The 14,556-nt window shown below is 65.6% G+C and carries 14 protein-coding genes and 1 tRNA gene; 2 read left to right on the forward strand and 13 right to left on the reverse strand.

All coding sequences use genetic code 11. The features are described from left to right. Positions 1–84: 84 nt before the first annotated feature. The 4 genes from EN994_RS03190 to EN994_RS03205 form a co-directional block, all read right to left on the reverse strand. On the reverse strand, positions 85–456 hold the full coding sequence (locus EN994_RS03190; protein WP_063169665.1) for a hypothetical protein: 372 nt from the start codon (positions 454–456) through the stop codon (positions 85–87). 127 nt (positions 457–583) lie between these two features. Next, positions 584–940, reverse strand: a complete 357-nt coding sequence (locus tag EN994_RS03195; protein ID WP_024502169.1) for a hypothetical protein — start codon at positions 938–940, stop codon at positions 584–586. Positions 941–989: 49 nt separating this feature from the next. Then, complete coding sequence (locus EN994_RS03200; RefSeq protein WP_063169664.1) at positions 990–2,477, reverse strand: aspartate aminotransferase family protein; 1,488 nt, start codon at positions 2,475–2,477, stop codon at positions 990–992. Positions 2,478–2,490: 13 nt separating this feature from the next. After that, the gene (locus tag EN994_RS03205) at positions 2,491–3,579 is read right to left on the reverse strand and encodes a pyridoxal-phosphate dependent enzyme (RefSeq protein WP_127307396.1); all 1,089 of its coding nucleotides are present in this window, start codon (positions 3,577–3,579) and stop codon (positions 2,491–2,493) included. A gap of 254 nt (positions 3,580–3,833) precedes the next feature. On the opposite strand from EN994_RS03205, the gene EN994_RS03210 reads away from it, so the two are divergent. Both EN994_RS03210 and EN994_RS03215 read left to right on the forward strand, forming a co-directional pair. After that, entirely contained in the window at positions 3,834–5,822 is a 1,989-nt protein-coding gene (locus EN994_RS03210) for an adenylate cyclase (protein WP_013528611.1), read from the forward strand. 127 nt (positions 5,823–5,949) lie between these two features. After that, positions 5,950–6,132 (forward strand): hypothetical protein, encoded by a 183-nt coding sequence (locus tag EN994_RS03215; RefSeq protein ID WP_013528612.1) that lies wholly within the window; start codon positions 5,950–5,952, stop codon positions 6,130–6,132. Positions 6,133–6,253: 121 nt separating this feature from the next. On the opposite strand, the gene EN994_RS03220 is transcribed toward EN994_RS03215, so the two are convergent. The 9 genes from EN994_RS03220 to EN994_RS03260 form a co-directional block, all read right to left on the reverse strand. Continuing rightward, on the reverse strand, positions 6,254–6,817 hold the full coding sequence (locus tag EN994_RS03220; protein WP_063169663.1) for a cytochrome b: 564 nt from the start codon (positions 6,815–6,817) through the stop codon (positions 6,254–6,256). Between the two features lie 196 nt (positions 6,818–7,013). Further along, a complete protein-coding gene (locus EN994_RS03225; RefSeq protein ID WP_063169662.1) occupies positions 7,014–7,322 on the reverse strand; it encodes a UBP-type zinc finger domain-containing protein in 309 nt (102 codons plus the stop codon). After that, a complete protein-coding gene (locus tag EN994_RS03230; protein ID WP_063169661.1) occupies positions 7,319–9,004 on the reverse strand; it encodes an FAD-dependent oxidoreductase in 1,686 nt (561 codons plus the stop codon). Before EN994_RS03230 ends, EN994_RS03225 begins: the two co-directional genes overlap by 4 nt. 150 nt (positions 9,005–9,154) lie before the next feature. Then, a tRNA-Leu gene (locus tag EN994_RS03235) sits at positions 9,155–9,239 on the reverse strand. A 73-nt stretch (positions 9,240–9,312) separates the two neighbouring features. Then, a complete protein-coding gene (locus EN994_RS03240) occupies positions 9,313–9,933 on the reverse strand; it encodes a 2,3-bisphosphoglycerate-dependent phosphoglycerate mutase (protein WP_013528615.1) in 621 nt (206 codons plus the stop codon). Between the two features lie 33 nt (positions 9,934–9,966). Continuing rightward, positions 9,967–10,809 carry a 4-hydroxy-tetrahydrodipicolinate reductase gene (dapB, locus tag EN994_RS03245; protein ID WP_013528616.1) on the reverse strand — a complete coding sequence of 281 codons (843 nt, stop codon included), beginning with the start codon at positions 10,807–10,809 and terminating at the stop codon, positions 9,967–9,969. Further along, the gene (locus tag EN994_RS03250; protein WP_024502175.1) at positions 10,806–12,677 is read right to left on the reverse strand and encodes an ABC transporter ATP-binding protein; all 1,872 of its coding nucleotides are present in this window, start codon (positions 12,675–12,677) and stop codon (positions 10,806–10,808) included. The genes dapB and EN994_RS03250 overlap by 4 nt, the downstream gene beginning before the upstream one ends. 78 nt (positions 12,678–12,755) lie before the next feature. Further along, positions 12,756–13,802: a glucokinase gene (locus EN994_RS03255; RefSeq protein ID WP_027161200.1), complete on the reverse strand. Its 1,047-nt coding sequence runs from the start codon at positions 13,800–13,802 to the stop codon at positions 12,756–12,758. Between the two features lie 174 nt (positions 13,803–13,976). Continuing rightward, a partial coding sequence (locus tag EN994_RS03260) for a penicillin-insensitive murein endopeptidase (protein WP_206530370.1) occupies positions 13,977–14,556 on the reverse strand: 580 nt, incomplete at its 5' end.

Consider the following 14,556-nt stretch of genomic DNA (forward strand, 5'->3'; position numbering starts at 1 on the left):
CGTCTGAACAGTTCGAGGCGGCGCGCGCTGGGTATTTGCACAGGCTATGGCTCCAGCCCGAAGACCGTCAAGCTGGCAAACCGGTCAGGGGACCAGTTCGATCTCCTCGGTCTCGCCGCCGCTGCAGGTATAGCAGCAATCCTCGCATTTTTCCTTGTTGCCGGGGCCGACGCCCCAATAGGTGCCCTCGTCACCATCGACCCAGGCGCCGTAACAGATCGATTCCCCGGCGTTGCAGGATATCGGCAGCTGCTTGGTCTCGCCGTCGTCGAGGTAGAAGTCCTTGTCATCGCCCGGCCAGACATAGTCGCGATCCTGGCTGTAGAGTTCGACGCGCATGGCGTTGGGGTGGCCGTTCTTGATGGCAAAGGTGACATCGTCGGCACGCGCCGCCGGCACGAGCAGCATGAGGAGAGACAGCGCGGCCAGCACGCGGCGCGCATAGATATGAAACATGAGTGACCCCCTGAATAAGCGGCCCACCCGGCCGCGTGGCGACCATCGCACGCAGCGCTGAATCGCGGAAGTGGACCGGACGAGCCGATCCCTGACTTAATTTGGGTCCAACGAAAACTTCCGCGCTCTACGGCACCAGATCGATCGTCTCTGTCGAGTGTTCGACGCAGATGAAGCAGCAGGTGTCGCAAGGCTGGTCATTGTCCGGCCCGACGCCGGCCGAGAGGCTGTCATTGCCGTCGGCCCAGGCGCCATAGCAGATATGTTCGCCCTGATTGCAGGAGAACGGCACAGATTTCTGCGACCCTGGGGCGATCAGGAACACCTTGTCGTTGCCCGGCCAGACCGTCTCGCGGTCGCGGCTGAACAGCTCGACCGCGACTGCTTCCTTGCGCAGGTTCTTGACGAAGAAGGCCATGTCGGCGGCCTGCGCCGAGGCGGTGAAGACCAGCGCCGCCAGTGCAACCATACGAAACAGCGTCACGGCCTGGATCTCCCGAATCACCGCGGCAGAATCGCATGCCTGCCCGCTACTAGGAAGGTGCGGAACCCTGCGTCGCGATCTCATGCCCCAGCCGCACCGTTTCACGCACCAGCAGGTCGAGATCCTCGCGCCGTGTGCGATGATTGGTGATCGCCACGCGCAACCAGTGCTCGCCATGCACCGTGGTGTCCGAAAGGGCCGCAATGCCCTGTTCCTGCAGCCGCAGCATGATCTCCGTGTTGAGCACCTTCAGAGCCTCGCCTGTCAGACCGGGCTGATAGCGGAAGCAGACGATGTTGACGGTCGGCGATGCCGCCAGCTGCAGCCGCGGCGCGGCCTCGATCAAGCCGGCAAGATAGACGGCCTGGGCAATGTTCTGGTCGATCAGGCGGCCGAATTTCTCGACACCGTGCTCCTTCAGCGCCATCCACACCTTCAGCGCGCGAAAACCGCGCGACGTCTGCAGGCCGTAGTCGTGCAGCCATTCGCCGGAAGCGAGGCCGCGCGGCGTCGATTCCAGATATTCCGGCGTCACCGCGAAGGTCCCGCGATGCGCGGCGGCATCCCTGACCAGGGCGCAGCCGACTTCGAACGGCGCGTGCAGCCATTTGTGGGGATCGAGCGCGACCGAATCCGCCCGTTCGATGCCGGCGACGCGATGGGCATTCTCAGGCGCAATGGCGATCAGCGCGCCGATGCAGCCGTCGACATGGAACCAGAGGCCTTCCTCATGTGACAGCTTCGCAAGCGCCTGCAAATCGTCGATCGCCCCGGTGTTGACGGTGCCCGCCGTACCGATGACGCAGGCCGGCTTGAACCCTGCCGCGCGGTCCTCTGTGATCGCTGCCCGCAAGGCGGCGATATCGATGCGCAGCCCGGCATCGGTCGGGATGCGGCGCAGTGCCCGGTTGCCGAGGCCAAGTGCCTCCATCGCCTTGCGGTGGCACGAGTGGATCTGCTCCGAGCCGTAGAAGCGCAGCGGCTTTTCGATGGCGGCGACACCATGCTCGCGCACGTCGATGCCGGCCTTGACGTTGCGCGCCACGGTCAGCCCGATGATGTTGGCCATCGAGCCGCCGCTGACCAGCGTGCCGCCGGCAGAAGCGGGAAAGCCCAGCATCTCCTTGCACCAGTTCACCACCTGGCTGTCCATCAGCCCGGCGGCGTGGTTGCCACCGCCGAGGTTCGAGCCCTGGATTGCCGCCAGGAAATCGCCGAGCGCACCGGTGAAATTGCTCGACCCCATATACCAGGACCAGAAGCGCGGATGGATGTTGCCCATTGGATAGGACATCACCGTGCGGGACACCTCAGAATAGACCGCATCCAGCGGCGCCGGCGAGCGCGGCAGCGGCGCCGAGAAGGCCCCTCTCACATCGGCCGGCATCTCCCGCCAGACCGGGCGGTCGCGCACATCGCGGAGGTAATCGACCGCATCGTCGATGACCCGGTGCGACAGGGCCTGCACATCGGCCCAGTCCAGGGGATCGAGCGTTTCCTCGGCCAAAAGGCCGAGGTTTTCTTGCACGGCGTCCATACCAGATCTCCCGTCAAGCCGCCGGGAACTGGCAGCCGGGCGTCGAGCGCGACAGGGCGGTCTCGTCGGCATCCATCTCGGCCTCGATGCCGTCGAACAGCGGTGTCGACATGTAGCGTTCGCCGGTGTCGGGCAGCATGCACAGGATCACCGCACCGGCCGGCGCCTCCTCCGCGACCTGCCGTGCCACGGCGAAGGTCGCGCCGCCGGAAATGCCGGTGAAGATGCCCTCTTTGCGCGCCAATTCCCTCGCCCATTTGATGCCCTCGGGCCCGGCGATCGGCATCACCTCGTCATAGAGGCTGGTGTCGATCGCCTCCTGCAGCACGTTGGGGATGAAATCCGGCGTCCAGCCCTGGATCGGGTGCGGCTCGAAGGCTGGATGGCTGGCGGCGGGAGCACCATCGACGCCGCGCTGCTGGACCTTGCCGCTGCCGACGAGCTGCGCGTTGGCCGGCTCGGACAGCACGATGCGGGTTTCCGGCCGCTCGCGGCGCAGCACGCGCGCCACGCCCACCACCGTGCCGCCGGTGCCATAGCCGGTGACGAAGCAATCAAGCCGCGAGCCGGCGAAATCATTGACGATCTCGCGCGCCGTCGTTGCCTCGTGGATGGCGGCGTTGGCGGTCGTCTCGAACTGGCGGGCAAGGAACCAGCCATTGGCCTCGGTCAGTTCCACCGCCTTCTTGTACATGCCGAAACCTTTTTCTGCGCGCGGCGTCAGCACCACCTTGGCGCCCAGCATGCGCATCAGTTTGCGGCGCTCGACCGAAAAACTGTCGGCCATCGTGACGACCAGCGGATAGCCCTTTTGCGCGCAGACCATGGCGAGGCCAATGCCGGTGTTGCCGCTGGTCGCCTCGACCACCGTCTGGCCCGGCTTCAGCGCCCCGCTGCGCTCGCCCTCCTCGATGATGTTGAGCGCCAGCCGGTCCTTCACCGAGGCGCCGGGATTGAAATACTCGGCCTTGACGTAGATCGTCGCGTGGGACGGTCCGAGATTGTTGATGCGAACCACCGGCGTGTCGCCGACGGTGTCGAGAATGCTGTCGAACAGGCGGCCGCGCCCGGCCGTGGTTCTGATCTTCTGCTGCTGCAACATCTTGGTCTCCTTGATTGTCATCGCGTTTTGTCTTCACGGGCCGGTTACAAACCGGCGGGCTGGGCGGCGAGGTTTGGTGACCTTGCCGCGCTAGGACTGACATGCCGCACAGCGGCAATGCCCGTATCCGGCGCTGATATCCGCTGCCGGATGCGCCGTGTCGTGTTTGGTGATACAGGAGAGGCCGACAGGCCAGCGTGGGAGCAGGCGTGGAAACGCACGTGGAATCCACTCGATCGAGGCCGGACGGCGACATGCCGGTCCTTTCCGTGCGCCTGCTCGGACCGCTGATGATCTCCCGCGACGGCGCTCCGGTTGCCCTGCCCGCGTCACGCAAGCTGCGCGCGCTGCTCGCCTATCTGGCGCTGGCGCCGCATCCGGTCAGCCGCAGTCGCCTGTGCGAGTTGTTGTGGGATGTGCCGAACGACCCAAGGGGCGAACTGCGCTGGTGCCTGAGCAAGCTGCGCGGCGCGCTTGACATGCCGGCCCGGCGCCGGGTCTCCACCCAAGGCGATACGGTCGCACTCGATCTCGACGATTGCCTGGTCGATGTGCTGGAGGTCAGCCGCGCCGCCGCGCAAGGGATCGGCACGCTTGACGTCGAGCGCTTGCGCGTGCTGGCCGGACTGTTTGCCGGCGATTTCCTCGACGGGCTGGAGCTCGAGCGCAGCCCGCATTTCAACAGCTGGCTGATCGCGCAGCGCCGCCGCTTCAGCGCTTGCCATGCCGCCGTGCTGGAACGCCTTGTCGCGAGCCTGCCGGCTTATAGTGACGAGGCGATCGCCCATCTCGACACATGGGTGGAACTGGCGCCGTTCGACACGTGCGGACATCTGGCGTTGCTGTCCAATCTGGCCGGGCGCGGCGAGGTCGGCGCGGCCGAAGAGCATCTGGCCGCGGCGGAACGATTGTTTCGGTCGGAGGAGCTCGATTTCGCACCGCTTCGCGCGGCCTGGCGGGCGATCCGTGACCGACAGTCGGGCACCTCGCTTCGAACGGCCTGCCTGTCCACGCTATCGCCACTGGTGGCCACCATGCCCACCGCACCCGGCCCGGTCGAGCCCAGCCACGCTTCGCTGGCGGTGATGCCGTTTGTCGAGGAGAGCGGCGGCACGCGCGGCGGATTGGCCGACGGTTTCACCCACGACATCATCACCCGCCTGGCCAAGCTCAGGGATTTCTTCGTCATCGCGCGCGGATCGGTGTTTGCGCTGGCAGAGCAGAACATCGCGCCCGAGGATGCCGGCCGCCGGCTGAATGTCGACTATGTCGCCACCGGCACGGTGCGCAGCCCGTCCGGCCGCCTCATCGTCAGCGTCGAGCTGATCGAGGTGCGCAGCGCCAGGATCGTCTGGGCCGAGACCTTCGAGCGCAGGCCCGATGACATCTTTTCCGTGCTCGACGACATCGGCAACAGCATCGTCTCCTCGATCTCGGCCGAGATCGAAACGGTCGAGCGCAACCGCGCCATGCTGAAGGCGCCCAGCTCGCTCAACGCCTGGGAGGCGTACCATCGCGGCCTCTGGCACATGTACCGCTTCACCCAGGCCGAAAACGAGCAGGCGCGGCATTTCTTTGCCCAGGCCTTGCAGCTCGACCCGACCTTCGCCCGTGCCTATGCCGGCCTGTCCTTCACCCACTGGCAGAACGCCTTCCAGCGCTGGGGCGATCGCGACCGCGAAAGCGCGCTGGCCTTCGAGAGCGCCGGCCACAGCCTGCTGGTCGACGACCACAATCCGGCCGCCCATTGGGCGATGGGCCGGGCGCTGTGGCTGCGCGGCGAGCAGGACGGCTCGCTGCTCGAACTCGAGCGGGCGGTCGATCTCAGCCCCAACTTCGCGCTCGGCCACTACGCTTTGTCCTTCGTGCATTCGCAGTCGGGCGACCCGCGAGCGGCGATAGGCTCTTCCGATCATTCGCGCCATCTCAGCCCGTTCGACCCGCTGCTGTTCGGCATGCTGGGCGCACGCGCCATGGCGCATGTCCGGCTCGGCCAGTTTGAGGAGGCGGCCGAATGGGCGCTGAAGGCGGCGGCGCGGCCCAACGCCCACGCCATCATACTGGCGATCGCCGCGCACTGCCTGGCGCTGGCCGGACGGCTCGACGAGGCGCGCGGCTTCGCCGCCGCCATCCGCAAGACAAGGCCGGACTATTGCGCCGACGATTTCATCGGCACCTTTCGCTTCGAACCGGATGCCGTAGCGCTGTTCCGGCAGGGCGCCAGCCGCATCGGGCTCAACTGAAGCCCGGGATCGCCATCTTGGGGATCGCGTGGGAATTTCGCCTCAAATCCGCCAGGTTAACGAAGTCGGAAGGAGTTGTTTAACCGTTAGCTTCTATGTCACGGCCCGGGGGGCCGACAAAGTGAGTATGATGAGCAACAGCCCCGACAAGCGCAATGAATGGCGCGCCATATTTTACGTGCAGGCTCGCGTTGCCATCCTGTTTGTCCCGGTGGTTGCCAGCCTGCTTATCATAGCGGCGCTTGCCGGAAACGAACGCAAGTCGGTTCCCAGCATGATCGACCCGACCGTCACCGGCTCCGTGCGGTAGGCGCTATCGGTCGGCGTTAGCCCTCTCGGGGAGAGCGCCTTCTGAAGAAAAAAGAAGGTCGAGGGAAAGGCCCTCCCGATCAACGAGGGAAGGCGCCATGCGCTTTTCCTGGGAAACCACTTCACACTTTCCCGGACTTGCTCCAGGAGAGCGTGCTTTCCGGCAGCATTCGCTTGAGCACGTCGTCCTTGCGGATGAAATGATGCCATAGCGCCGCGGCCGCGTGCACTCCGGCGAGGATGAGGATCGAATTGGCGCACAGGCTGTGCAGTTCCCTGATGAACCGGGCCGTGTCGCGGTCGGGCGATACCGGGGCCGGGATGGTGAAGAGGCCGAAGAAGCTCAAGGCGTCGCCCCTATACCAAGTCAGCAGGATGCCGAGAGCCGGAATGGTCACCAGCAGCGCATAGAGCAGCAGATGCGCGATCTTGGCCGCCCATCGTTCAAGGTCCGACATTTCCGTCGGCAGCCCTGGCGTTCCCAGTATCAGGCGCAGGCCGACGCGGATGACGACCAGCGCAAACAACAGCAGCCCGAACGAAATATGGAACCACCAGACGAGCGCGCTGCCGGGATCGCCGCGCGGAAAAAGTTCTTCCACATAGGTCAAGCCATAAAGGCCGATGACCAGCAGAAACACCGCCCAGTGAATGGCTTTTTGCGCGCTTGTATAGGTGGGGTGCATGCGAGCCTTCCAGTTTTGAATGTTTCTAAACTAGCCGCGATCATGTCAAAGCTTTGTCGGGCTCGGATGATCGTGAGCTGGCAGGACACTGGAACGGGTAGGCTGTCAGTTTGCGGACAGTCGGGCATCGAGCGCGTAATGCTGGACAAAGAAAAACCCGGGCGAACCGGGCTCTTCTTCGGCGTCTCCAGGGCGCTCAAACAAAGCGCGGGATCGGACCGTTCTGCGGGGTCACATCGTCGCCGAGGTCGACAAACACCTCGTCGACATAGCACCATGCCCAGCCTTCGGGCGGATCGTAGCCCTCGATGATCGGATGCTTGATGGCGTGGAAATGCTTGGTGGCGTGGCGGTTGGGCGAGTCGTCGCAGCAGCCGACATGGCCGCAGGTACGACACAGCCGCAGATGCACCCATTGCGACCCGCTCTTCAGGCATTCCTCGCAGCCGAGCGCGCTCGGCGTGACCTTCCTGATGTCGCGCGTATGTCTGCATTCATCCATCATGGTCTCCCGGCCATTCGAAATGTGTCGGCGTTGCCGCGCGCGAGGTAGGCATGCAGAGCCGCGACCACCTGGGCGCCTTCGCCGACAGCCGCCGCGACCCGTTTGACCGAACCGGCGCGGACATCGCCTATGGCGAACACGCCGCTGCGGCTCGTCTCCATCTGCGCCGATCCTATGTCCGATCCGGTGCGCACGAAACCCCTGGCGTCCAGCGCGACATCGCAGTTGGCCAGCCAATCGGTGTTCGGATCGGCGCCGATGAAGAGGAAGAGATGGCGGATCGGGCGCGTCGTTTCCGCGCCGCTGGCGCGGTTGCGCCAGCGCACCGTGGCAAGATTGCCCTCTTCGCCGTCCAGCGCCTCGATTTCGGTCCCGGTCAGCACCTCGATGTTCGGCTGCGCCCGGATGCGCTCGACCAGGTAGCGCGACATGCTGGCATCGAGGCTGCCGCCGCGCGCCAGCAGCGCCACCTTCCGCGCATGACTGGCCAAGTAGACAGCCGCTTGCCCGGCCGAATTGCCGGCGCCGACCAGCGCCACTTCCTGGCCCGCGCAAAGCCGGCCTTCGATGGGCGACGCCCAATAGTGCACGGACGTCCCCTCGAACCGCGCCAGATCGGCGATGTCGAGGCGACGATAACGCGCGCCGCTGGCGATCACCACGCTGCGCGTGCGCACGGTCTCGCCGTCACCGACATCGAGCAGATAGCGGGCGCCTGAAGTGTCGGTGGCCGCGCTCAAAAGCTTCGCCTCGTCCGGGATGACCATTTCAACGCCGAACTTCTGCGCCTGGTTGTAGGCGCGCGCCATCAGCGCCATGCCGGTGATGCCGGTCGGGAAACCGAGATAGTTCTCGATGCGCGAGGAGGCGCCGGCCTGTCCGCCGAAGGCACGGCAATCGAGCACGATCGTCGACAGCCCTTCGGATGCCGCATAGACCGCCGCCGCCAGCCCTGCCGGGCCGGCGCCGACGATGGCCACGTCATACACCGTATCGGCATCGATCGGGCGCAACAGGCCGACGCAGCGGGCGAGGTCCTTTTCGCCGGGGTTCATCAGCAGCCTGCCGTTTGGACAGAGCACGATCGGCAGGTGGTGCGGATCGACCTCGAAGCGTTCGACCAGGGTTTTGGCGCAGGGATCGCTGTCGGAATCGAGCACGCGGTGCGGCTGGCCGCTGCGCGCCAGAAAACCCTGCAGCCGCAACACGTCGGCATTGTCCTGGGGTCCGATGATGATCGGCCCGCTGGTGGCGCTCTCCAAGAGCCCGACGCGGCGCAGGATCAGCGCCCGCATGATGCGCTCGCCGAGATTGGCCTCCTGCACCATCAGGTCGCGCAGTCGTTGCGAGGCGATGACGAACGCCTCCACCGGCTCGGCGGCCTGCGCATTCACCAGCGAGGGACGGGCCGAAAGCTGCGCCAGCTCACCGACAAAGCTGCCCGGGCCGTGCGTGACGATCGTCTCGCGCCGGCCGAGCCCGCCGTCCTGGGTGATGTCCACGCTACCCGACAGCACGACGATCAGGCCGGGCGCCACATCGCCGGCTTCGATGATGTGCTCGCCGGCTGCATAGGCGCTGGCCTCGCCGAACCGGCGCATGCGGTCGATGTCCACCTCGGCCAGCGTGGGGAACGCCTGGTCGCGGCGGGCACCGAAGATCGGGTTGGTGGATTGAGCCATGGTTTTGAGCGTAGCGAAGCGGCCGCGGAGTTTGAAGCGGTTTGTGAGGGGACTGGCCGGAAGGGGAGGTTGGCTGAAAAGAAAAAGCCCGGACGAACCGGGCTTTTTTCTCTAAGTTTCTGAACCGTCAAGTGGTTCGAAACGGGAATTTGGTGCCCAGAAGAGGACTCGAACCTCCACTCCTTGCGGAACACGGACCTGAACCGTGCGCGTCTACCAATTCCGCCATCTGGGCTGGTGCGGGCTCATGTAAGCGGGCAAGCGATTGCTGTCAACGCGCTTTTTTCGCAGGTGCTCCGTTCGCCGGCTCAGTCGTCCAGCACTTCCTTGGAAGCGACGGTGGAATCGGCGTTGAGCTGGTAGATGACCGGCACGCCGGTGCCGAGTTCCAGCTTGACGATCTCCTCGCCCGACTTGCCGTCGAGCGCCATGATCAGCGCGCGCAGGGAGTTGCCGTGCGCGGCGACCAGCACGGTGCCGCCGCGCAGCACATGCGGCTGCAAATCGTGCAGGTAATAGGGCCAGACGCGGGCGCCGGTGTCCTTCAGGCTCTCGCCGGCAGGCGGCGGCACGTCGTAGGAGCGGCGCCAGACATGCACCTGCTCCTCGCCCCATTTCTTGCGGGCGTCGTCCTTGTTGAGGCCGGAGAGGTCGCCATAGTCGCGCTCGTTGAGCGCCTGGTCGCGGATGGTCTTCAGGTCGCCCTGGCCGACCGCGTCGAGGATGTGCTGGCATGTCTTTTGCGCCCGGATCAGCGCGGAGGTGAAGGCGATGTCGAATTTCAGGCCGCGCGCCTTGAGCTTTTGCCCGGCGGCCTTGGCCTCGGCGTGGCCCTGTTCGGTCAGGTCGACGTCGCGCCAGCCGGTGAACAGGTTCTTCAAATTCCATTCGCTCTGGCCGTGGCGCACGAGCACGAGGGTTCGCGACATGTTTGCTCCTTCAGGTTTATGGATCAGGCCGGCTCAGCTGAGGCCGAGCACGTCCCGCATCGAATACAGTCCCGGCTTCTTGCCGCGCGCCCAAAGCGCCGCCTTGACGGCGCCGCGGGCGAAGATGGCGCGGTCCTCGGCGTGGTGCGACAGGGTGATGCGCTCGCCGGTGCCGGCCAGCATCACGCTGTGGTCGCCGACGACAGAGCCCCCGCGCAACGTGGCAAAGCCGATCGAGCCCGTCTTGCGCACCCCGGTGTGGCCGTCGCGGACGCGCACGTCGTTGCCTGAGAGCTCGATACCACGCCCGGCGGCGGCGGCTTCACCCAGCAGCAGCGCCGTGCCCGAAGGCGCGTCGACCTTGTGCTTGTGGTGCATTTCGAGGATCTCGATGTCGAAATCGTCGGCATCGAGCGCGCGCGCCGCCTGCTCGACCAGCACCGCCAGAAGATTGACGCCGAGGCTCATATTGCCCGATTTGACGATCGTCGCATGGCGCGCCGCCGCCGCGATCCTGGCATTGTCATCGGTCGAACAGCCGGTAGTGCCTATGACATGGACGATGCGCGCCTGCGCCGCGTAGCCGGCGAATTCGACCGTCGAAGCAGGCGTGGTGAAATCGAGCACACCGTCGGCCTTGGCGAACACCGGCAGCGGATCGTCGCTGATCGGCACGTTGATGATGCCGATGCCGGCCAGCTCGCCGGCATCCTTGCCCAGATGCGGCGAATCCGCCCGCTCGACCGCGCCGATGACCCGCGCGCCTGATATAGAGTGGATGGCACGGATCAGCGTCTGGCCCATGCGGCCGGCGGCGCCCACCACCACCAGGCCCATATCATTTGCCGGTCCGTCGGTTGCGGGCGTGGCGCTCATGTCGTGCTCCCGGCGATGCTCTGCGTGTCGATGCCTTGTGACAGGCGTTGCGCCGAAGTCCGGATCGGCGCGCTGTCGTCGACAAGCCCCAGACCCTTGACGCCCTGGATGCGGTGGAAGCGGGCATAGACGCTGTGCGGATCGGCCATCAGCGAGGCGTGCGTGCCTTCCTCGACCAGCCGGCCCTGTTCCATGACGATGATGTGGTCGGCATTGACCACCGTCGACAGCCGGTGCGCGATGACGATGGTGGTGCGGCCTTCCATGACCTTTGTCAGCGCCTGCTGGACGCGAGCCTCGGCCTCGTTGTCGAGCGCCGATGTCGCTTCGTCGAGCAAAAGGATCGGTGCCTGCCGCACGATGGCCCGCGCGATCGAGACGCGCTGGCGCTGGCCGCCGGACAGCGTCACGCCGTTCTCGCCGACCGGCGTGTCGTAGCCCTGCGGCTGCTGGCGAATGAAGTCGTCGGCCGCGGCTTGGCCCGCGGCCTGTTCGATCTCGGCATCGGTGGCGCTCAGCCGGCCGTAGCGGATGTTGTCGCGGATGGTGCCTTCGAACAGATAGGGCTGCTGCGAGACATAGGCGATGGAACCGCGCAGCGACTGTTTGGTGACCTTCGAGATGTCCTGGCCGTCGATCTCGATCGATCCCGCCTCGACATCGTAGAAGCGCTGCAGCAGCGCCACCAATGTCGTCTTGCCGGCGCCCGAAGCGCCGACGATTGCCGTCACCTTGCCGGCCGCGGCGACGAAACTCAGATCCTGCAGCACCGGAGCCTCCTCGACATAGCGGAAGGAGACGTTGTTGAAACGCACTTCGCCGGAGGTGAATTTCGCCTCGGCGGCGCCTTGGGCGTCGCTCTGCTGCGGCTCGATGTCGAGAAGCTCGTAGATCATGCGCGCATTCACAAGCGCGCGTTCCATGCCGACCTGCATGCGCGCCAGACGGCGGGCCGGATCATAGGCGAGCGTCAGCGCCGTGATGAAGGAAAACACCGCGCCCGGCGGCTGGCCGAGAACGGTGGCCCGGTAGCCGGAATAGGCGATGACGCTGGCGAAGGCGATGCCGGCCAGCAGTTCGGAGACCGGCGTCAGCCGCTCGGAGACGCGAGCGATCTTGTTCGACCGCTGCTCGGCATCCTCGGCTAGCTGGCTGATCCGGCGCGACAGCTCGTCCTCCATGGTGAAGGCCTTGACGATGGCGATGCCTTGCGTGGCTTCCTGCATGGCGCCGATCAGCCGAGAGTTGATCTGCACCGATTCGCGCGTGATGCGGCGCACCCGGCGCATCAGATAGGTGACGGTCCAGATCAGCGGCGGCCCGATCAGCAGCGAACTCAAGGAGAGTATCGGATCCTGGTAGATCATCACGCCGACCAGGCCGACCAGCGAGACGGCATCACGCGCGGTCGAGGTCACCGTCATCGACAACAGGTCGCGAATGCCGTTGACGTTCTCGTTGACCTGCGCGGCCAGCCGCCCGGACCTTGTGTCGTTGAAGAAGGAGACGCCAAGCTTCATCAGATGGTTGAAGATGCGCTGCTGATAGCGCGCCACCAGATTGTTGCCGATCCTGGCCATCGTCACCGCCTGGCCGTAGCCGGCAAGGCCGCGCAGGATGAAGGCACCGAGCAGTGCGGCGCAGATCCATGGGATCAGGTCGCCGCGCCGTTCGTAGAAGATCTGATTGACGACCGGACTCATGATCCAGGCGGCAAGCGCCGTCGTCGCCGACACGGTCAGCAGGCAGAGGATGGTGAAAACATACGCCCCCCGATAGTCGCGGCCATTTTCCTGGAGGATACGGCGGATGACCGCCACGATCTCTCCCGCACGGGGTTTCGACAAATTGGGGGGCTGAAATGTCAAATTGGAGCGCTTCGTAGATTTCCGCTTCCCGCGGCCGGGCAATTTGGCACCCCTCTTAACGCCAAGCAGCCAGCTTGCCTATGCCTCGGGGTGACTAACTTCGTCGCGCCAGCGCCGGCCCGAAGTCTGGACACCGAACAGCGAGGGGTTCCTGGCATAGGCGGCAAGGCCCAGAAGTGCGGCCAGCGGATGGGTAATGACATACACCGGCATGGTGCGCATCATCGCGCTGTGCGGCGCCTTGTCCTCGAAAGCGGCACGGAAATTGCCGGCTTTCAGCGCCGGCACGATCTTCTGCGCGATGCCACCGGTGAGAAACACGCCGCCGCGGCTCATGAACACCAGAGCAAGGTCGCCTGCCGTGCGCCCAAGGCAGGTGACGAAGGTCTCCAGCGCTTCCTCGGCAACCGGATCGGTTTTCGCAAGTGCCGCGGCAGTGATCTCGGCCGGCGTGGTGAAGGGCGACGGCTTGCCGTCCGCCTTGGCAACCGCCCGATAGACATTGACCAGACCGCGTCCGCACAGGATCTGCTCGCCCGAAATGCGGCCCTCCAGCTTCTCGATATGCGGAAAAACCTCGAAATCGCGGGCCGAGCGCGGACCGATGTCCATATGGCCGCCCTCGCCGGGCACCGGTATCCAGTGGTGCAGCGCATGGACCAGCCCGGCGACGCCGAGCCCGGTTCCGGGGCCGAGCACGACGCGGCCGGCATTGGGCTCCGGCGTGCCGCCGCCGATCTTTTCCATGTGCTCCTCGCCGAGCGCGACGACGGCCAGCGCCTGCGCCTCGAAATCGTTGAGCACGACGATGTCGCTCAGGCCGAGGCTGGCGAACATTTTTCTCGGCTTGACGATCCAGGGGCAGTTGGTCAGTTCGATCTCGTCGCCGTCGACCGGACCGGCCACCGCCAGCACCGCCGAATTGGGACGCACCGACGAGCGATCGAGCACGGCCGCCTGGATCGCCTCGTCGATGGTGTTGTAGTTCGCCGTCTGGACGATGGTCGGCTCGCCTGCCTCGGAATTGGCGTCGAGCACGATCGAAAAGCGCGCATTGGTGCCGCCGATGTCGCCGATAAGGATCGGAAACCGCAACAAAGTATCGTCGTCGCCTGTGCCTGGCATGCTCTCGTCCGTCTCCGGCGCCACCGACGGCATCTAGCCGTTCTTCCGTTGACTAGCGCATGGGTTTGAAAAGGGAAACGGTTTTCGACCCCGGCGGCGCGCTGAGGCCGGCTGTGCGGCCAAACCGACACGGTTTCGCAAAAATAAGGCCCCGAACCGATTGGGCCGTGACCGTCAGTTTCCTGGCGGCCGCGGTCGCGGCAGCGGCACGCCGGTCTCGGGGGTCGCCGTGAAGGCGTTCACCGTACTTGGCAAGCCGGCGGCGGCCGGCGTGGCGGACAATGACGGCGCTTCGGGTTCGGGTGCGGCAGCCGCGACCGGCACGCCGCCGCCATGATAGGTCGCCGCCTCGGCCGAGGCCGGCCCCGGCGCGTCGAGCACGGCGCGGCATTCGCTCGGCAGGTTCGCCATCGTCATCAGGTCGCGTGCCTTGGGGGCATCCGGGTTCTTGTTGGGCCGCCACGGCTCCTGCGTGAACCACCAGGCCAATGGCTTGCCGCAACCGTCATCGTCCGGCGTCGCTTCCTGCGCCTTGCAGCCGGGGGATCCCGGCTGACAGCCGATGCGCATGTGAAAATGATAGTCGTGGCCCCAAAACGGCCGGATCTTGCGCAGCCAGCCGCGGTCGCCCCTGACGGTGTCGCAGAGTTTCTTCTTGATGCCCGGATTGACCAGGATGCGCTCGACCTGGCTGTAGCTCGCCGCCCGCTTCAGAAGCCTTGTGTGCGCCGGCGTCCACAGCGCGTCCTTCACC

The sequence above is a fragment of the Mesorhizobium sp. M7A.F.Ca.CA.002.09.1.1 genome (genome assembly GCF_003998555.1).
In the GTDB taxonomy this organism is placed as follows: Bacteria; Pseudomonadota; Alphaproteobacteria; order Rhizobiales; family Rhizobiaceae; genus Mesorhizobium; species Mesorhizobium ciceri.